15 protein-coding genes are annotated in these 19,085 nt (G+C 69.4%); 8 read left to right on the top strand and 7 right to left on the bottom strand.

Going from position 1 to position 19,085, the window contains the following annotated elements:
- Nucleotides 1-56: 56 nt before the first annotated feature.
- Nucleotides 57-1,646 (bottom strand): ABC transporter substrate-binding protein, encoded by a 1,590-nt coding sequence (locus IBL26_RS15855; RefSeq protein ID WP_187785479.1) that lies wholly within the window; start codon nucleotides 1,644-1,646, stop codon nucleotides 57-59.
- Nucleotides 1,647-1,967: 321 nt separating this feature from the next.
- On the opposite strand from IBL26_RS15855, the gene IBL26_RS15860 reads away from it, so the two are divergent.
- From IBL26_RS15860 to nikE, 7 genes are all read left to right on the top strand, one after another.
- Complete coding sequence (locus tag IBL26_RS15860) at nucleotides 1,968-2,972, top strand: NAD-dependent epimerase/dehydratase family protein (RefSeq protein WP_206684241.1); 1,005 nt, start codon at nucleotides 1,968-1,970, stop codon at nucleotides 2,970-2,972.
- Nucleotides 2,969-3,730, top strand: coding sequence for an SDR family oxidoreductase (locus IBL26_RS15865; RefSeq protein WP_187785480.1), 762 nt, complete (start codon nucleotides 2,969-2,971; stop codon nucleotides 3,728-3,730). Before IBL26_RS15860 ends, IBL26_RS15865 begins: the two co-directional genes overlap by 4 nt.
- A gap of 13 nt (nucleotides 3,731-3,743) precedes the next feature.
- Nucleotides 3,744-5,165: a flavin-containing monooxygenase gene (locus IBL26_RS15870; protein ID WP_187785481.1), complete on the top strand. Its 1,422-nt coding sequence runs from the start codon at nucleotides 3,744-3,746 to the stop codon at nucleotides 5,163-5,165.
- Nucleotides 5,166-5,244: 79 nt separating this feature from the next.
- The gene (locus IBL26_RS15875) at nucleotides 5,245-6,849 is read left to right on the top strand and encodes an ABC transporter substrate-binding protein (protein WP_187785482.1); all 1,605 of its coding nucleotides are present in this window, start codon (nucleotides 5,245-5,247) and stop codon (nucleotides 6,847-6,849) included.
- A gap of 10 nt (nucleotides 6,850-6,859) precedes the next feature.
- The gene (locus IBL26_RS15880; RefSeq protein ID WP_187785483.1) at nucleotides 6,860-7,885 is read left to right on the top strand and encodes an ABC transporter permease; all 1,026 of its coding nucleotides are present in this window, start codon (nucleotides 6,860-6,862) and stop codon (nucleotides 7,883-7,885) included.
- Nucleotides 7,882-8,745, top strand: coding sequence for an ABC transporter permease (locus IBL26_RS15885; RefSeq protein WP_187785484.1), 864 nt, complete (start codon nucleotides 7,882-7,884; stop codon nucleotides 8,743-8,745). The genes IBL26_RS15880 and IBL26_RS15885 overlap by 4 nt, the downstream gene beginning before the upstream one ends.
- Nucleotides 8,742-10,391: a nickel ABC transporter ATP-binding protein NikE gene (gene nikE / locus IBL26_RS25945; protein WP_187785485.1), complete on the top strand. Its 1,650-nt coding sequence runs from the start codon at nucleotides 8,742-8,744 to the stop codon at nucleotides 10,389-10,391. Before IBL26_RS15885 ends, nikE begins: the two co-directional genes overlap by 4 nt.
- Nucleotides 10,392-10,805: 414 nt before the next feature.
- Here nikE and IBL26_RS15895 read toward each other — a convergent pair whose 3' ends face one another.
- On the bottom strand, nucleotides 10,806-11,462 hold the full coding sequence (locus tag IBL26_RS15895; protein ID WP_187785486.1) for a GntR family transcriptional regulator: 657 nt from the start codon (nucleotides 11,460-11,462) through the stop codon (nucleotides 10,806-10,808).
- A 214-nt stretch (nucleotides 11,463-11,676) separates the two neighbouring features.
- On the opposite strand from IBL26_RS15895, the gene IBL26_RS15900 reads away from it, so the two are divergent.
- The gene (locus IBL26_RS15900) at nucleotides 11,677-12,831 is read left to right on the top strand and encodes a YncE family protein (RefSeq protein ID WP_187785487.1); all 1,155 of its coding nucleotides are present in this window, start codon (nucleotides 11,677-11,679) and stop codon (nucleotides 12,829-12,831) included.
- Between the two features lie 346 nt (nucleotides 12,832-13,177).
- On the opposite strand, the gene IBL26_RS15905 is transcribed toward IBL26_RS15900, so the two are convergent.
- From IBL26_RS15905 to IBL26_RS15925, 5 genes are all read right to left on the bottom strand, one after another.
- Nucleotides 13,178-15,391: a TonB-dependent siderophore receptor gene (locus tag IBL26_RS15905; protein ID WP_187785488.1), complete on the bottom strand. Its 2,214-nt coding sequence runs from the start codon at nucleotides 15,389-15,391 to the stop codon at nucleotides 13,178-13,180.
- A gap of 221 nt (nucleotides 15,392-15,612) precedes the next feature.
- Nucleotides 15,613-16,272: an ABC transporter ATP-binding protein gene (locus IBL26_RS15910; RefSeq protein ID WP_187785489.1), complete on the bottom strand. Its 660-nt coding sequence runs from the start codon at nucleotides 16,270-16,272 to the stop codon at nucleotides 15,613-15,615.
- Nucleotides 16,259-17,029: an ABC transporter ATP-binding protein gene (locus IBL26_RS15915; RefSeq protein ID WP_187785490.1), complete on the bottom strand. Its 771-nt coding sequence runs from the start codon at nucleotides 17,027-17,029 to the stop codon at nucleotides 16,259-16,261. The genes IBL26_RS15910 and IBL26_RS15915 overlap by 14 nt, the downstream gene beginning before the upstream one ends.
- The gene (locus tag IBL26_RS15920) at nucleotides 17,026-17,967 is read right to left on the bottom strand and encodes a branched-chain amino acid ABC transporter permease (RefSeq protein WP_187785491.1); all 942 of its coding nucleotides are present in this window, start codon (nucleotides 17,965-17,967) and stop codon (nucleotides 17,026-17,028) included. Before IBL26_RS15920 ends, IBL26_RS15915 begins: the two co-directional genes overlap by 4 nt.
- Nucleotides 17,964-18,941, bottom strand: a complete 978-nt coding sequence (locus IBL26_RS15925; protein WP_367615445.1) for a branched-chain amino acid ABC transporter permease — start codon at nucleotides 18,939-18,941, stop codon at nucleotides 17,964-17,966. Before IBL26_RS15925 ends, IBL26_RS15920 begins: the two co-directional genes overlap by 4 nt.
- Nucleotides 18,942-19,085: the final 144 nt, after the last annotated feature.

Genomic DNA, 19,085 nt, shown 5'->3' on the forward strand with positions numbered 1-19,085 from the left:
GCCACCCGCAACGATGAAGCGAAGGGCCGGGGATAGCACCCCGGCCCTTCTTGCGTTCAGGCCGGGCGGACGTTCCAGAAGGTCGGGATGCCGCCGCCGATGCCGGTGATGGATTTGCGGTACGCCGTCGGCTGCACGTACTGGCCGAGCGGGTAGTACGGCACGTCGATCATCGCCTGCTTCTGCATGTCGACGCAGATGGCCTTCTGCGCGGCTTCGTCCGGTGCGCGGAACCAGGCGGTGCGCAACTCCTCCAGCCGGGGGCTGGTGGACCAGCCGGCATAGGCGGCCTCCCCATTGCCGCGCAGGGCGATGTGCCCGGCCGGGTTCAGCCAGTCCATGCCGGCCCAGCTGGTGACGAAGGCGTTCCAGCCGCCGGCCTCCGCGCTGTCCTTGCGGTTGCGCCGCGTCAGCATGGTGCCCCAGTCCAGCGCCATGTAGTCGACGTTCAGGCCGGCCTGCTGGAACATGTCCGCCGCCACGTCGCCCTGCGATTTCAGCGTGGGGCTGTCGGCCGGCACCATCAGCACCACCTTCTCCCCCTTGTAGCCGGCGGCCTTGATCTCGGCGCGCACCTTGGCGAAGTCGCGCGGGCCGGTCAGCGGGCCCAGCCCTTCCTCGCTCGCCATCGGCGTCCCCGGCGCGAAGAAGCCAAGGGGCACGTGGTAGAGCGAGGGGTCGGAACCGGCCAGCGCTTCCATGAAGGAGGTCTGGTCGATGGCGCCGAACAGCGCGCGGCGGATGGCGGGATTGTCGAAGGGCGGTTGCAGGTGGTTGACGCGCAGCATGGTCACCATGCCCGTCGGGTCCAGCACCTTGACCTCGACATTCGGTGCCTTGCGCAGCAGCGGCAGCATGTCGTGGTAGGCGTATTCCATCCAGTCCTGCTCGCCGGCCTGCAGGGCGGAGGTGGCGGTGCCGATATCCGGCATGGTGTTCCAGACGACGCGGTCGTAGTGCACGACCTTCGGGCCCGCCGTCCAATCCGGCCGGCCGGTCTCGCGCGGCTTATAGCCGGCGAATTTCTCATAGACGTTGCGGGCGCCTGGCACGCGCTCATCCGGCACGAAGCGGAACGGGCCGCTGCCGACGATCTCCCGCACCTGCTGGAACGGGTCGGTCTGCGCCAGCCGCTCCGGCATCATGGCGCACATGGGGGACGGGATCTTGCCCAGCGCTTCCGGCAGCAACGGGAAGGGATATTTCAGCCGGAAGCGAATGGTGCGGTCATCGGCGGCGGAGAGTTCGTCCGTCGCCTGCATCAGCGTGGCGCCGAAGGGGTCGCGCTTCGCCCAGCGCTGGATGCTGGCGACGCAATCCCGCGCCAGCACCTTCTCCCCATCATGCCACAGCAGGCCGGGCCGCAGGGTCAGGTTCCACAGCTTCCCGTCATTCTCGATGCTGTGGCCTTCCAGCATCTGCGGCTGCATCTTGAAGTTGCTGTCCATGCCGTACAGCGTGTCGAACACCAGGTAGCCGTGGTTCCGGCTGACATAGGGCGTGGTGTAGACCGGATCGAGATAGACCAGATCGATCTGCGGGATGAAGCGCAGCGTCGTCATCGACTGCGCCCTGAGCTTCGCGGGCGCGGCGAGCGTGGCCAGGGAGGCCGCGCCTGCGCCCTTGAGTAACGTGCGTCGTTCCATGCGGGAAACTCCTCGGTCTCGGCCGGGCCAGGCGTGGGCGCGCTGCCCGTGCCGTCCATCGTGGCACGGCCATGCACGATCCATGCCGGGAATCTCTCGGCGAGCCGCCACCAGGGCACGGGCCGTCAGTCGGCGAGACTGCGTGGTACCAGCCCTTTCCCTGCGCCTGCTGCCTCCAAGGCAGGCATCCTGCCTCGCCGAATGTGGTGATATCCCTGGACTGCCTGCACAGCGTGCATTTCCGCGGTTTTACCTGGTTGCCGCATGCGGCCAGATGCTCTCATCATCGCCGCACGGACCAGCAGGCAGGGAATTCCACCGATGGCTGAACGTGACGATGTCCGGCCCCTGCGCGTCGCGCTGCTCGGCGGCAGTGGCTTTGTCGGGCTGAACATCGCCGAGGCGCTGCTGCGCCAGGGGCACCATGTGTTGTGCCTGGACCGCAACCCCTTCCCCGCCGCCGCGCGCACCGCCTTCGCCACGCTGCCGGGCCAGCTGCGCACCGAGATCTTCGACGTGACGCAACCCGGCCAGCTGGAGAGCGGCACGGATGCGCTGGTGCTGGGCGCCGCCATCACCGCCGGCACGGCGCGGGAGGCGGCGGACCCCGAGAGCATCCTCGCCGTCAACCTGGGCGCGCTGCCGGGGCTGTTGCGGGCAGCGCGGCAGGCGGGGGTGAAGCGGGTGTTGAACCTCAGCTCCGCCTCCGCCTACGGCGCCGGGCCGGGCGAGACGCCGCTGGCCGAGACGGACCCGGCCCGCCCGGCGCAGCTCTACGGCATCACCAAGCTGGCCAGCGAGCAGGTGGGCGCGCGGCTGGCGGCGCTGTGGGGGATGGAATTCCTCAGCGTGCGGCTCAGCGCCGTGTTCGGCCCGTGGGAATACGCCACGGGGTTGCGGGACACGCTGAGCCCGCCCTTCCAGGTCATGCGGGCCGCCGCCCAGGGTGCGCCCGCGCTGCTGGCCCGCCCCGGGCTGCGGGACTGGGTCTACGCCCCGGATGTGGCGGAGGCCGTGGCGCTGCTGCTGCAGGCACGCAGGCCCGGCCACGCCCTGTACAACATCACCCATCCCGGCCGCTGGCCGCTGCTGGATTGGGGCGGCGCCCTGGCCCGGGTGCCACGGGACGGCTTCGCCTGCCGGCTGGCCACGGCGGGCGAGCACCCCGGCATCGACCTGCACGGCGCCGCCGACCGCGCGCCGCTGGACCCCGGCCGGATGGAAAGCGAATTCGGCTGGCGTGCGCGCTTCGGCGCGGCGGAATCGGCAGCGCATTACGAAGAATGGTGGCTGGCGCATGCCGCCGCCCTGATGGAGACGGCATGAAGCTCGACGGACGTATCGCCATCATCACCGGCGGCGGCTCCGGCATCGGCGCCGCCACCGCCCGCCTGTTCGCCGCCGAGGGCGCCAGGGTCTGCGTGGTGGACCGCGACGCCGCCGCCGCCGACGCCATCGTGGCGGAGATCGCCGCCGCCGGGGGCACGGCGATGGCCCGTGCTTCCGATGTCGGCGAGCCCGGCACGGCAGAGGCCGATGCGGCGGCAGTGCTGGCGGCCTGGGGGCGGATCGACGCCCTGGTCTGCGCCGCCGGCTTCTCCTCCGGCGGCACCGTGCTGACGACGACGCCGGAGGCGTGGGACGCGGTGCTGCGCGCCAATCTGGGCGGCACCTGGCTGTGGGCGCGCGCGGTGATCCCGGCGATGCAGGCGCAGGGGGGCGGTGCCATCGTCACCCTGGCCTCGCAGCTCGCCCGGGCCGGCGGGCGCGGCAACACGGCCTATATCGCCGCCAAGGGCGCCATCCTCAGCCTGACCAAGACGATGGCACTGGATTTCGTCGCGGACGGTATCCGCGTGAACGCCATCCTGCCCGGCGCGATCGATACGCCGCTGCTGGCGCGCAGCTTCGCCCGCCACGCGGACCCCGAGACACCGCGCGCGGCGTCCCGCGCCCGGCACCCGATGGGCCGCTTCGGCCGGGCGGAGGAAGTGGCGCAGGCCGCCCTCTACCTTGCCAGCGACGCCGCCAGCTTCACCACCGGGATCGAGCTGCCTGTCGATGGCGGCTGGCTCGCCGGCTGACAGGTACGCAACGATGGACAGCCTGACGACCCTGACTGCCCGTGCGCGGGACGACCTGGCGCGCATCGCCCATCCGGCCCGCCCCTGGGTGCCGCCGCGGCAGGGGCCGGACGGCCAGAAGGTGCTGGATGTGCTGGTGGTCGGCGCCGGGCAGTGCGGCCTGGCCACCGGCTTCGGCCTGATGCGCGCGCAGGTGCGCAACATCCTGCTGGTGGACCAGGCGGAGCGCGGCCTGGAAGGCCCCTGGCTGACCTATGCCCGCATGCCGACGCTGCGCAGCCCCAAGGACTACACCGGCCCGGACCTCGACATCCCCAGCCTGACCTATCAATCCTGGCACGAGGCCCGTTACGGCACCGCGCACTGGCAGGCGTTGGACCGGATTCCGCGCGCCGACTGGGCTGCCTACCTGCTGTGGCTGCGCGATACGGTGCAGGTGCCGGTGCGGAACGACACACGCGTCACCGGCATCGTGCCGGAGGGTGCCTTCCTCGCCGTCCGCCTGCAGCAGGCGGATGGCACATGCAGCACCCGCCTGGCCCGCCGCGTCGTGCTGGCGACGGGGCAGGACAGCCTGGGCCGCTGGGCGATGCCACCCTTCATCGAGGCACTGCCCGCCGCGCTGCGCGCCCATACCGCCGATGCGATCGACTTCGCCGCGTTGCGCGGCAAGTGCGTGGCCGTGCTGGGCGCCGGTGCCTCGGCGCTGGACAATGCCGCGATGGCGCTGGAGGCCGGCGCGGCGGAGGTGCACCTGTTCTGCCGGCGGGCGGAGCCGCAACTGGTGCAGCCCTATCTGTGGCTGACCTTCGCCGGCTTCCTGCGCCACCTCTCCGACCTGGACGATGCGTGGCGCTGGCGGATGATGCGCTACATCCTCGGCCTGCGCGAGGGCTTCCCGCAGCCGACCTGGGACCGCTGCGCCCGCCACGAAGGCTTCGTGCTGCATACCGGCGCCCCCTGGCAGGATGCCCGCGCCCTGCCCGGCGGCGGCGTGGAGATCGATACGCCGCAGGGCCCCTTCCAGGCCGATTTCGCCATCTGCGGCACCGGCATCGACATCGACCCCGCCGGGCGGCCGGAACTGGCGGCATGCGCCGGCAACATCGCCAGCTGGGCGGATCGCTACGCGCCGCCGGAGGCGGAGCGGGACGACCGGCTGGGGCGCTTCCCCTATCTCGGCCCCGACTATGCCTTGCAGGAGAAGCGGGCGGGCGAGACGCCGTGGATCGGCCGCCTGCATCTGTTCTCGATTGCCTCGACCATGAGCTTCGGTGCCTCCGGTTCTTCCATCAACGCCATGACCACGGCGGTGCCGAAGCTGGTCTCCGGCCTCACCCGTGCGCTGTTCACCGAGGATGTGGAGCAGCACTGGGCGGCGTTGCAGGCCTGGAACCAGCCGCAGGCCATGTTGCGCCGGCCCGTACCGGCGTGATGGCACGAAGCTTGCTGTAGCCAGCGACAGATTTCGCGCACCGCCATCGGGCGGGCGCCATCCCGGAAGGAGTGTGAGCATGCACGTCACCCGACGCCAGGGCCTGATGGGCCTCGCCGCCATCGCCGCCGCCCCTGCCGGCTTCATCACGCCAGCCCAGGCGCAAAGCCGGGCGGAAACGATGCGGCAGGTCACCGGCGGCGCCGTCAACACGCTCGACCCCACCATGCCGGGCTCGACGCGCGAAGCCTTCGGCATCAGCATGAATGTCTATGACCGCCTGGTGGCCTTCGGGCGCAAGCAGGTCGATGGCAACTGGCTGTTCGACCACACCCAGATCCGCGGCGAGTTGGCCGAGCGCTACGAGATCAGCCCGGATGGGTTGAAGATCACCCTGCATCTGCGCCCGGGCGCCCTGTGGCACGACGGTACGCCGGTGACGGCGGAGGATGTGAAGTGGTCGCTGGACCGCGCGGTCAGCGCCAAGTCCCTCGCCGTGTCCCAGTTTCAGACCGGATCGTTGACCAGCACGGAGCAGTTCCGCATCGCCGGCGCTGGTGTGATCGAGGTACTGCTGGAGAAGCCGGACCGGCTGGCGCTCTCCAACCTCGCCGTGCCCTACGCCATCATGATCAACAGCAAGTTGGCGAAGCAGCACGCCACCGCCGAGGACCCCTGGGCGCAGAAATGGCTGCAGGCCAACACCGCCGCCAGCGGCGCCTACAAGGTCGAGAGCTTCCGCCCCGGTGTGCAGGTGGTGCTGACGCGCAACGAGGAGTGGAAGAACGGCCCGCTGCCCTTCTTCAAGCGCGTCATCTCCCAAACGGTGCCGGAGGCGGCGACGCGCGCCAACCTGATCGAGAAAGGCGACGCCGATCTTTCGATCGACCTGCAGGCCAGCGACATCGCGACGCTGCAGAGCCGCGGGCAGGTGAAGGTCGCCTCCATTCCGCAGAGCAACGGCTTCACGCATATCTCCTTCAACACCCGCATGGCGCCGTTCGACAACGTGAAGGTGCGCCAGGCCATCGCCGCCGCGCTGCCTTACGAGGACATGTTCAAGGCGTCCCTGTTCAGCCGTGGCCGCACCCTCTACGGCGCCGACTGGACGACGCCGCCAAATGCCGACTTCCCGCAGCCCTTGCCGCTGAAGCAGGACCTGGCGAAGGCGCGGGCGCTGCTGGCGGAGGCGGGCCTCGCCAACGGATTCAGCACCAGCTTCTCCTTCGGCACCAGCACCGCCTCCACCTCCGAGCCACTGGCGGCGCTGGTGCAGGAGGCGCTGGGCAAGGTGGGCATCAGGATCGAGATCCAGAAGCTGCCGGACGCGCAGCTGAACACCATGCAGGCGGAAAAGAAGCTGGCCTTCTACACCGATTCCGGCACGGCCTGGCTGCCCGCCACCTACTACTTCTTCTACCTGTACTTCACGCGTGACCAGCGCTGGAACTTCGCCAACTGGGAGAACCCGCGCATCGTCGAGCTCTCCAACGCCGCGCGGTTCGAGCGCGACGGCGCCGCCTACGAGACGCAGTGCAAGGAGATGATCTCCATCCTGGCGGACCAGCTGCCGCTGCTGATGCTGTGGCAGCCGAACATGGACGCGGTGATGGGCAAGGCCATCGAGGGCTTCACCTACCAGTTCTACCGGCAGGTGGATTTCCGCGACCTGAAGCGGGCCTGAGGCGGTGCGGATGCTGGCGGCGGCCGGGCGGCGGGTGGGCGGGCGGTTGCTCGCCGCCATTCCCGCCGTGTTCGGCGTGGTGGTGCTGACCTTCCTGGTGATGCGCGTGCTGCCGGGGGACCCGGCGGTGTACTTCGCCGGCGGCCCCAGCGCCGGGCAGGCCGAGATCGACGCCCTGCGCGCCGAGATGGGGCTGGACCGGCCGGTGCCGGTGCAACTGATGTACTACCTGCGCGATGTCGCCACCGGGGATCTCGGCCGTTCGCTGACCACCGGCCAGCCGGTGATGACCGATATCCGCCAGCGCCTGCCGGCTTCGCTGGAACTGACTTTCACGGCGCTGCTGCTGGCGCTGGTCGCCGCCATCCCGCTCGGCATCCTGGCCGCGCTGCGGCCGGGCTCGGCGGTGGACCATGTGGTGCGGTTCCTGTGCACCATGGGCGTCTGCATGCCAACCTTCGTCACCGGCCTGCTGCTGATCTATGTGTTCTACTACCTGCTCGGCTGGTCGCCTGATCCCACAGGCCGCATCGACATCTTCGCCAGCACGCCGCCGGAGATCACCGGCTTCCTGCTGCTGGATTTCGCCCTGACCGGCGACTGGGATGGCTGGCGCGCCGCCTTCACGCAATTAATCCTGCCCGCCGCCACCATGGCGCTGTTCGTGCTGGCGCCGCTGGCGCGGATGACGCGCGCCTCCATGCTGGCGGTGCTGGGCGGGGATTTCATCCGTACCGCCCGCGCCATGGGCCTGCCGGGCTGGCGCATCATCGTGGTCTACGCGCTGCGCAATGCCTTGCTGCCGGTGCTGACCATCGCCGGCATCGTCTTCTCCACCATGCTCGGCGCCAATGTGCTGGTGGAGAAGGTGTTCTCCTGGCCCGGCGTCGCCTCCTACGCGCTGGATGCGCTGCAGGCCTCGGACTACGCGCCGGTGCAGGGCTTCGTGCTGCTGATGGCCAGCATCTTCGTCGTGGTGAACCTGGTGATCGACCTGCTCTACGGCCTCGCCGATCCGCGCGCGGTGGCGGAATGAGCGCCGCCCTGGGCCGCCCATCCTTGCTGCGGCATGCGGGCTGGGTGCTGCGCGGCAACCTCGTCACCGCCTTCGCCCTCGGCGGTACCGCGTTGCTGGTGTTGGTGGCGCTGCTGGCGCCGTGGCTGGCGGCCTACGACCCCATCGCCACCAACGTGGCCAACGCCATGCGGCCGCCTTCCGCCGCACATTGGTTCGGAACCGACCAGCTGGGGCGGGACATCCTCTCCCGCCTGCTCTACGGCGCGCGGCTGGACCTGGCCATCGCCGCCGCCGCCGTCAGCCTCTCCTTCGTGCTGGGCGCGATGATCGGCGCCTTCTGCGGCTACCATGGCGGGCGGCTGGACCGCGCGGTGGGCCGCTTCGTGGACGTGCTGATGGCCTTCCCGCTGTTCGTGCTGGCCATGGCCATGGTGGCGGCACTGGGCAACCAGGTGCAGAACATCGTCTACGCCACGGCGGTGATCAACCTGCCCTTCTACATCCGCTTCGCCCGTACAGAGGTCGCGGTCCGGCGGCAGGCCGGGTGGGTGGAGGCCGCGCGCGCTTCCGGCAATGGCGGCGCGCGCATCGTGCTGGGCTTCCTGCTGCCGAACATCCTGCCCAACGTCGCCGTGCAGATCTCGCTCAATCTCGGATGGGCCATCCTGAACGCGGCGGGGCTGTCCTTCCTCGGCCTCGGCGTCACCGCGCCCACGCCTGAATGGGGCATCATGGTGGCCGAGGGCGCCCGCTTCATCTCCGCCGGACATTGGTGGCTGGTGGCCTTCCCCGGCCTGGCGCTGATGCTGGCGGTGCTCTGCTTCAACCTGCTGGGGGATGGGCTGCGCGACATCCTGGACCCGAGGATGCGCACATGACCGCGAAGTTGCTGGAGGTCGAGGACCTCCGCGTCGCCTTCGACACCCGCCGCGGCACGGTGGAGGCGTTGCGCGGCATCTCCTTCGCCGTGCCGGCGGGCGGCGTGCTGGGCATCGTGGGTGAGAGCGGCTCGGGGAAGTCGGTTGCCTCGCTGGCGGTGATGGGGTTGCTGGACCGGGCCGGCAGCGTCACTGGCGGCCGCATCCGCTTCGATGGGCAGGACATCACCCATGCCGGCGGGGCGGAGCTGCGGCGGCTGCGCGGTGCCGCGTTGTCCATGATCTTCCAGAACCCACGCGCCGCGTTGAACCCGATCCGCGGCATCGGCCGGCAGATCGCCGACGTGCTGCGCGCGCACCGGCCGCTGACCCGTGCCCAGGCGCGCGACAAGGCCGTGGCGTTGCTGGAGGCCGTGCGCATCCGCGATGCCGCGCGCCGTGCCGATGCCTTCCCGCACGAGCTCTCCGGCGGCATGTGCCAGCGCGTGATGATCGCCATGGCCATGGCGTGCGAGCCCCGCCTGATCATCGCCGACGAACCCACCACCGGCCTCGACGTCACGACGCAGAAGGCGGTGATGGATCTGCTCGCTGGGCTGACGCGGGAGCGGGGCATGGCGATGGTGCTGATCACCCACGACCTCGGCCTCGCCGCGCAGTATTGCGACGAGGTGACGGTGATGGAGCAGGGCCGCGTGGTGGAATCCGCGCCGCCCGGGCGGTTGTTCGGCGCACCGCGCGAGGCCTATACGCGCCGCCTCGTCGCCGCCTGCCCTACCCCGAGCTCGACCATCGCCGGGCTGACGCCGGATGCGCCGCCCCTGCCCGCCGCGCCCGTGCCGGCCACGCTGCCGCCCGGTACGCCGCTGCTGCTGGAGGTGCAGGGGCTGAAGAAGCGCTTCCCGGACGGCACCCTGGCGGTGGACGACGTCTCCTTCACCATGCGCCCGGGCGAGAGCCTGGGGCTGGTGGGCGAAAGCGGCTCCGGCAAGAGCACCATCTCTCGCATGGTGACCCGGCTGATCGATGCCAGCGAGGGCGAGATCATCTTTGAGGGCGAATCCATCGGCGCCATCCCGGCACGGGACTTCCACCGCGCACCGCAGCGCAGTCAGGTGCAGATCGTCTTCCAGGATGCCGGGGAAAGCCTCAACCCGCGCTTCTCCGCCTTCGACAGCATTGCCGACCCGCTGCGCCGCCTGGCGGGGTTGCGTGACTCTGCCTCGCTGCGCCGTGCCGTCGAGGACGCGGCCGATGGCGTCGGCCTGCCCCGCGCCTTGCTGGACCGCTACCCGCACCAGCTCTCCGGCGGGCAGCGCGCCCGCGTCGGCATCGCCCGCGCCATTTCCGTCCAGCCCCGCCTGCTGGTGCTGGACGAGCCGACGGCGGCGCTGGACGTCTCCGTCCAGGCCGTGGTGCTGCAGTTGCTGGAGAAGCTGCGGCGGGAGAAAGGCCTGGCCTACCTGTTCGTCAGTCACGACCTGAACGTGGTGCGCATGCTGTGCGACCGGCTGATCGTGCTGCGCCAGGGCCGCATTGTGGAGGAAGGCGACAGCGCGCGCGTGTTCCGCTCCCCCGCCGCTGAGTATACGGCTCAGTTGATCGCCGCCATTCCGCATTTTCGGCCGGAGGTGGTGGAGGCGTGAAGAAGGCCGGGGAAGGAATTCCCCGGACCCCTTCTTTTCTTTTTTTTGAGTTTGGGATACGGCGCTGCTGGGCCGTAAAGCTCCAGATGTGATGGCCGCAATTTGCGTTAGCCGGAAGCGTGAATCGCATAGTCCCGGCAGGGGCCTGGACCGGGCTCTGTCGATGCATTCGCTCCAGGAGCTCCAGCGGCTGCGGGTCCATCTTAAATCGTCAGAAGCGTATGCCCTTAGAGCGTGACGGTTTGAGGCGGAATCGTGCAAAACCTGAATCACACGACCTGACAAAGGCCCAGAGCATGGTGTCTGAACGGATGTGAACGCATCATGCTCTAAGCCCGAGCACCACGCCCACCTCGCAGAGAAAGGATGGGGTCCGGGGGAATGCTTTCCCCCCGGCCTTCCCTTCCACAATGCTCAGCGCAGCCCCGGCTGCCGCAACACGCTGGCACGGAAATCCTCGATGTGACGGCGCATCGCGGCTTCCGCCCCGGCTCGGTCTCCAGCGGCGATGGCGCCGAGGATGTCGGCATGTTGGGCGACAACCGATTGCCGCTGCGGCTGTTGGCCGGAGGCGACGAACCAGAAGCGGATGGCGCGGTCCTGCAGGTTACGCAGAATGCCGGCCAGCACGGTGTTGCCGGCGATCTGCGCCAGCAGGCCATGGAACTCCCGTTCCAGGCGCATCAGCGTCTCGGTTTCCTCCACCGGAGTGGCGGCGGTGCTGCGGAGCAGGATGTCTTCCAGCGCGGCGATATCGCGGGGCGTGGCGCGCAGCGCGGCCAGGCCGGCGGCGTGGCATTCGTTGACCAGACGGGCCTCGACGATTTCCAGCAACTCACCGGCTTCGAAGCCACGCACTTCCACGCCGCGGCGGGGGTGGACGATGACCAGCCCTTCCATCCGCAGGCGGTCGAACGCCTGGCGTACCGGCGTGCGACCGAGGCCCAGCAGGGTGGCCACCTCCGCCTCGTTCAGCCTGGAGCCGGGGCGGAAGCGGCAGCTGACGATGCGGGAGCGGATGTCGCGATAGGCCTGCTCCTGCAGGGAAGGTGGCGCGGGCTGGGTCTCCATAGGCGTCCTTGCTGTCTGCGCGATGGCTGCGCGCTTGCAGGATTGTCGGCCTGCGGCGTGGCGTCCAGTGGCGCGCCCTGCGGTGTGGACACGCCGGAGAGTGCCGGGCGGCGGCGGCAGGCACGTTTCGCCAAGCGGGCGTCGTGCATTTGCAAGTAATTATCAATTTCACTACATACGGGGCCATCCGGATAGCAAGAGGAGCAATCCCGTCATGCCGCATCCCCGCCCCACCGCCCTGCCCCTGACCCGCCGGCAATCGCTGGCCCTGGCCAGCGCCGCGCTGCTGGCGCTGCACGGGCCGCGCACCGCCCGTGCTCAATCAGCGCGGGGTTTGGCCGTCCAGGCCCGCCAGGACCTCGCCCCGCATCTGTACGAGGTCGTCTACAGCACGGCGCAGAAGGCGGTGTTCGTCGTCTCCGCCGGTGGCTTCACGCCGGAAGCGCCGCAGAGCAAGGTGTTCCGCCTGGACCCCGCCACCCTCGCCGTGCAGGCCGAGATCGGGCTGCCGCTGAAGGGCTTCGGCCTGGCGCTGGATGATGCGGCGGGGCGGCTCTATGTCGGCCACGCGTTGGATGCCTCCGTTACCGCCATCGACATCGCCAGCAACCGCGTCGTCACCACGCTGCGGCTGGCGGAGATGGTGCAGAAGCCGGATGGCAAGCAGGAAGCGCCCTACGGCCTGCGCCGCCTGGCGGTGGACCCGGCCCGCGGCCGCCTCTACTTGCCAGGGCTCAGCCTGAAGGACGGCGTGCTCTACACCGTCGACACCAAGGCGATGAAGCTGGAGAAGACGGTGCCCGGCATCGGCCCCGGTGCCAGCGGCATCGCGCTCGACGCCTCCGGCCAGCGCATCTTCGTCTCCACCCTGGCCGGCCATCTGGTGACGGTGGATGCGGACCAGTTGGCCGTCAGCCGCCAGTTCGCCGCCGGCGGCGCCGAGCAGCCGCTGAAGCTGGCCTGGGACCCGGCCGGCAACCGCCTGCTGGCGATCGACCAGGGGCTGGAAGGCATCCGCCGCCTGCAAGAAAAGAACATCCCCGGCTTCACCTCCAGCAACCCCGGCAACCGCGTCGTGGCGCTGGAGCCGGAGACGGGCCGCCTGCTGGCCGAAGCCCCCGTGGCCGCCGGGCCGGTGACACTGTTGCCGGACGCCGCCAAGGGCCAGCTCTACGTCGCCAGCCGTGGCGGCGGGGCGCTGACCGTGCTGGCGCTGGACAGCCTGGCGAAGCGCGGCGAATTGTCGCTGCCCGCGCACCCCAACAGCCTGGCGATCGACGCCGCCAGCTCCGCCCTGTTCGTCACGGTGAAGGCGGAACCCAAGGCCGGTGCGCTGGACCCGGAAGCCGTGGCGCGCATCGCCCTCTGAGGCGCTATCGGACGAGGCCGGAGCGTTTGCCCTGGCCTCGTTTCCGTGCTGGTGGCGTAGGGAAGGCCGGGGAAGGAATTCCCCGGACCCCATCTTTTTTCTGCGAGTTTGGCGTCACGCCTTAGGACTGGGAGCGGACGCTCTTTGATGATTTTAAAAATGGACCACGTGGGCTGAACCCTCAGTCGCCGAAGGTCATAGACCTCCGGCGCATCCAGCAGTCTCTCAAGACCGCGCTCTCAACAGCCACACCAGCAAAACTCGAAAAAAGAAAAGAAGAGGTCCGGAGAATTCTTTCTCCGGCCTTCTTCCCCCGCCCGCACGCGCGAGCGGAGGTAACGCGCCCTCACCAACGATAGGCCAGCGTCGCATACACCGCCCGGCCCACGCCGTAGGAGCAGGAGGAAGCGTAGCACGCGGCGAAGTACTCCTTGTCCGTCAGGTTCGTGCCGGTCACGGTCAGGCGCCAATTCCGGTAGTCGGCGCGGATCATCGCGTCGAACAAAGTATAGGACGGTGCGTGGAAGATCGGCACTGAGGCTGACGGGGCGTTGTTGCCCACCGTGTTGCCGTAGTAGCGGATGCCGCCACCGAACCCGAGCGTCAGGTCTTCCGTCACCTTGTGGCTGAAGTCCGCCCAGGCGGAGGCCATGTGGTTCGGTACCGTGCCCAGGCGGCGGCCAAGATTGTTGGTATTGCTGCGCGTCACCTCCGTCTCCTGCGCCGTGTAGGCGGCGATGACGTTCAGGCCTTCGGCCAGGTTGACGCGGCCTTCCAACTCGATACCGCGGACCTGGGCCTGGCCGGTCTGTACCGAGTAGGTGGGGAAGGTCGGGTCGGCTGTCGTCACGTTATCCTGCGTCAGCTCGAACACCGCGGCGGAGAGCAGGCTATTGCTGCCGGGCGGCTGGTACTTCACGCCGGCTTCGTATTGCCGGCCGGTGGTGGGCTCGAACGCGCCGCCGCCGCGTTGGGGCGCCACGGTTCCTGTCAGCGGCAGGAAGGATGTGGCGTAGCTGACATAGGGGGAAAGGCCGATGGAGGAGGCGTAGAGCAGGGCGACACGGCCGGTGAAGGCGTCGTCCTGCTGCCCGGTGCCGTTGCCGGTCAGGTTGTTGCGCGTATCCAGCGTCGCCCAGTCCTGCCGGGCGGAGAGGGTGAGGATCCAGTTATCCAGCCTGATCTGGTCCTGCGCGTAGACGCCGTACTGGTGCTGCATCTGGTCGGTCGCGGTGACGCTGCTGGCGCCGGCGGGCAGGCGTGGCACGGTGCCGTAGGCGGGGCTGTAGACATCCAGCACCGTCGTGGCCGCGTTCCAGACGCGGGCGCTGACGCGCTGCAGGCGGTAGTCGAAGCCGAACAGGGCGGTGTGCTGCAGCAGCCCCGTCTCGAACCGCAACTCTGCCTGGTTGTCCACCGCGAGGGAGGCGGCGCTGGGCCGGTTGATGGAGGCGACGCGGTTGACGTTGCGCCACTGGCCCGGCACCAGCCCGCTGGCGTAGATCGAGTTATAGTCGATCTGCTGGTAGGTGTAGCGCAGGTTCTGCCGCAGGGTCAGCGCCGTGCTGGCCTCATGCTCCAGCAGATAGCCCAGGCTGTACTGGCTCTTGCGGTAGGTGTCCCAACCCGGCTCGCCGGTGATGCGGCCGCGTGGCACGGTGCCGTTGGGGTTGTAGAGCGCGGTGCCCTGCACCGGCAGCCACTGGCCGGTGATGCCGTTATCGTCCCGCAGGTAGCTGCCCAGCAGGGTCAGCGTCGTATCCGCATTCGGCCGCCAGCGGAGCGAGGGGGCGAGGTAGATGCGGTTATCCGTCGTCGCGTCGAATTCCGTGTCGGCATCGCGCGCCAGGCCGACGAAGCGCCATAGCAGGCTGTCATCCTCGCTGAGGCGGCCGCCCAGGTCCCACATGCCCTGGATGCGGTCGAAGCTGCCGGCCTGCAACGCCAGTTGGTTGAGCTGGTCCTCATGCGGCATCTTGCTGACCGAGTTGACCAGCCCGCCCAGATTGGCCTGGCCGTAGAGGGCGGAATTGGTGCCGCGCAGCAGCTCCATCCGCTCCATCCCCCAGGGCTCAATGCGGAAGGACTGCGCCGGCACCGGCGTCGGCACACGCAGGCCATCGAGGAAGATGTCAGCGGCGAAGCCGCGCACCGTGAAATACTCGCCCCGGTAATCCGTGCCCGGGGTGAAGGCGCCGGGGCTGTAGCGCAGCGCCTCGACCACCGAGCCGACGTTCAGCGCCTCGATCTGGTCGCTGGTGATGACGGAGACGGATTGCGGCGTCTCCACCAGCGGCGTGTCGGTCTTGGTGCCGGAGGCGCTGCGGGTGGCGACGTAGCCCTGCACGGGGCCCCTCGCCCGCTCCGCCTGCGATTCCACGTTGACGGTGGGCAGCACCACCGGCTGCTCGGCTGGCTGCACCGGTGCGGCCTGGGCTGGTGCGGCCGGGGTTGACGCGGTTTGGGCCATGGATGCTGGCGAGAGCGCCAGGATCATCGCACTGGCCAGGCCGGTTGCGGCCGGCCGTGGGTAGCGGCGCGCCGGGGCCTGTGGGGTCATCGCTTGGTCCTCCATCCTTGGGCTTGAAACCCTGCGGACGGTGTAGATGATAATAGCTCTCATTCGCAATACAGCTTGAGCGCGACCTTCCGCCCGGCGGCCGCTGCCGCCACGGCGACATGCCGCGCCGGAGGCCTGCAGGAGGCTTCCGGCCGGCTTCCGCGAGTTGTGGGAGGAGATGCGAAGGCGCCCCCGGGGGCGCGGCGGCCCCCGGGGCGGGATCAGGCCGCCGCCGGCTGGATCTCGCCGCGCTCGATGACGAAGGTCTGCTCAACCAGGCCGCGCAGCAGGTCCGGGCTGCTTTCCGTGATCAGCAGGGCGACATCCGGCAGCAAGGCGCGCAGCCGCCCCAGCGCCTCGGCGTAGCGCAGCGCCAGGGCGGGGGCGAGGCCCTGGAACGGCTCATCCAGCAGCACCGCCCGGGTGCCGACCATCAGCGCCCGGCCCAGCGCCACCATCTTGCCCTGCCCGCCGGAGAGCCCGGCCGCCTTGCGCGGGCCGAACTCCCGCAACTCCGGCAGCAGGCCGAACACCATCTCAAGCCGCCGCTTCAGCTCGGCCTCGGGTAGCTTCAGCACCTCGGCCGGCAGGCGGAGATTCTCCAGCACGGTGAAGCTGCCGAACAGCCGCCGTTCCTCCGGCGCGTAGCCGATGCCGAGGGCGGCGCGGCGATGCGCGGGGGCGTCGGTGCAGGGCTGGCCATCGATGCTGATGCCGCCGCGGGCGGGCAGCAGGCCCATCAGCGTGCGCAGCGTCGTCGTCTTGCCGGCGCCGTTGCGGCCGATCAGCGCCACGCGCGCACCGGGCGGCACCACCAGATCCACTCCGCGCAGCACCGGCGCACCGGCGATATCGACCGAGACCTTCTCAAGCCGCAGCATGTGGCACCTCGCCAGCCCGGATGCCGATGACCTCGCGCTGCACGACAGGGTCGTTGAGAATCTGCCCGGGCGGGCCCAGCGCCGCGATCCTGCCCTGGCCCCAGACGGCCACCCGGTCCGCGATCCGCCCCACCACGTCCATGTCGTGCTCCACGAACACCGCGGTGACGCCGGCATCGCGCAGCACGCGCGCAAGGGTTTCCACCACCGCCATCTTGTCGGCGGCGGCGACGCCGCTGGTCGGCTCATCCATCAGCAGCAGCTTGGGTTTCATCGCGACCGCCATGGCGATGTCAGTCAGCTTGCGGGTGCCTTCGTTCAGCGCGTCGGCGCGGCGGTCCGCCGCCGGCAGCAGGCCGAAGCGGTTCAGCAGGTCCTCCGCCTCCTCCCGGAAGGCCGGGCGCAGCAGCGGGCGGAAGGGGGAGAAAGCACCCTCCCGCGCCGCCACGGCCATCGCCGCGTTCTCCAGCACCGTATGCTCGGTGAACAATTGCGGCAGCTGGAAGGAACGCGCGATGCCGAGGCGCACGATGGCGCGCGGCTTCATCCCCAGCAGTTCCTTGCCCTCATAGCGGATGGAACCGCCCTGCGGCGTCAGGTGCCCGGTGGTCATGTTGATGAAAGTGGTCTTGCCGGCGCCGTTGGGGCCGATGATGGCGAGGAACTCACGCTCCATGACATCGAGGTTGATGCCGTCGGCCGCCTTCACGCCGCCGAAGGCCAGCCGCAGATCCTGCGCGGACAGCAACACGCTCATGCGGCTTTCCTCCGGCGCAGCAGGCCCTGCGCGATGCCGAACAATCCGCCGGGGGCGAACAGGATGACCAGCAGCAGTACCGAGCCGAGGATCAGCTGCCACGCATCGGCCAAGTTGGCGGCGGCGTAGACGCGCGTCAGCTCATACACAACGGCGCCGAGGAAGGCGCCGAGCACGCTGCCGGCACCGCCGAGGATGGCGATGAACACCAGCTCGCCCGAAGCGGTCCAGTAGGCCAGTGCCGGCGTGACGTGCCGGCTGGTCAGGGCGATGATGGTGCCGCCGCAGCCCGCCATCAGCGCCGAGAGCACATACGCGGCCAGCAGCACGAAGCGGCCCGGCACGCCCATGAATTCCAGCCGCGCTTCCCGCGTCTTGATGCCCGCCAGCGCCTGCCCGAGCGGCGCGGCGAGATAGATGCGCACCACCACCGCGAAGCAGGCCGCCAGCACCAGCGCCAGGGCGAACACCGCCCATTCGTAGGAGGCGCCGGCCAGCTCCCGCCCCAGGAAGGTCGGCACCGGCAGGCGGATGCCATCGGTGCCGTGCGTGACCGTGTAGAGCTTCTCCAGCAGCGAGTAGAACACCATGCTGAGCGCCAGGTTCAGCATGCCGAAGAAGATCTCGCGGTAGCGCATGACGAACAGGCCGATCAGCAACCCGGCCGCCGCCGAGATGACCGCCGCCAGCGGCAACAACAGCAAGGCTTCCCGCATGTGTGGCGCGATGAACGCGACCGAGTAGGCAGCGATGGCGACATACATGGCGTGGCCGAAGCTGACCTGCCCGGCCCGCAGCAGCAGCAGGATGCCCAGCACCATGATGCCCTTCGCCAGCGCGATGGTCAGCACGAAGCGCAGCCAGGGCGCCGCATAGGCCAGCAGCACCAGCACGGCGGCGCCAAGGATTCCGGCGAGGATTTCCAGGCGCGCGTTCATATGCGCCGCGTCTCCGTCACGCCGAACAGGCCCTGCGGACGCACCAGCAGCACCAGCACCATGATGAGGTACGGCACCACCACTTCCAGCTCCGGCTCCAGATACACCGCGATGGAGCGGCCAAGGCCGATCATGACCGCGGCGATGGCCGCGCCCTCCACCTGCCCCAGCCCCGCCGTCGCCACCACGGCGAAGGAGAGCACGATGGTGGAGGCGCCGACGCCCGGGACCATCGAGCTCATCGGCGAGGCCAGCGCGCCGCCGAGGGCGGCCAGCATGGCGCCGAAGGTGAAGGTCAGCATGGTGATCTTCGCGGAATCGATGCCCTGGGAGGTCGCGGCCTCCCGATCCGTCGTCACCGCGACGATGACGCGCCCCGTCAGCGTCCGCCGCATGAACCAGGCGAGGCCGACGAGGGTGAACAGCGCAATGCCCGGCAGCACGAAGAGTTGGTAGGCGGTGAAGGGAATGACATCCGCGCCGAAGGGCACGTCGATCGTGCCGAGCAGGCGCATCGGCGTGTCGTTGGAGACCGGCTGCACGCCCCAGATGAGCTTCTGCACGTCCTCCAGGATCATGAACAGCGCGAAGGTGACCAGCAGTTGCAACACCGGCTCCTGCTTCTCCACCCGCTTCAGCAGCACACGCTCGATCAACGGGCCGAGGATGACGCCGACCAGCGCCGCCGCCACCACCAGCGCCGGGAAGGACAACCATACAGGCAGGCCATGCGATGTCAGGAACAGCGTGATCGACGCCGCGGTGTAGGCGCCGATGGCGTAAAGGCTGCCATGGGCGACGTTCAGGATGCGCAGCACGCCGAACACCAGGTTCAGCCCGACCGCCACCATGAAGATGGACGCCGCCGAGGCGAGGCCATCCAGCACCGCCAGACCCAGCAGCAGCCCGTTATCGGAGAGCCAGGCCATCATGGCGCCGCCCCCGCGTGCCAGCGTGTATCCGTCTCTGCCCACAGGCGCCGCCTGCGCGCGTTAAGCCGCCATTGGGGCCGCATCGATCCCTCCCTCTGACATCTATGATCAGATTTGCCGGCAGTCTTTCACGCAGCCGGAGGACGGGTCAATCATTTAGCATATTGTCAGACGGTCTGGGCGGGA

Source organism: Teichococcus aerophilus (assembly GCF_014490485.1).
GTDB classification, from domain to species: Bacteria; Pseudomonadota; Alphaproteobacteria; order Acetobacterales; family Acetobacteraceae; genus Pseudoroseomonas; species Pseudoroseomonas aerophila.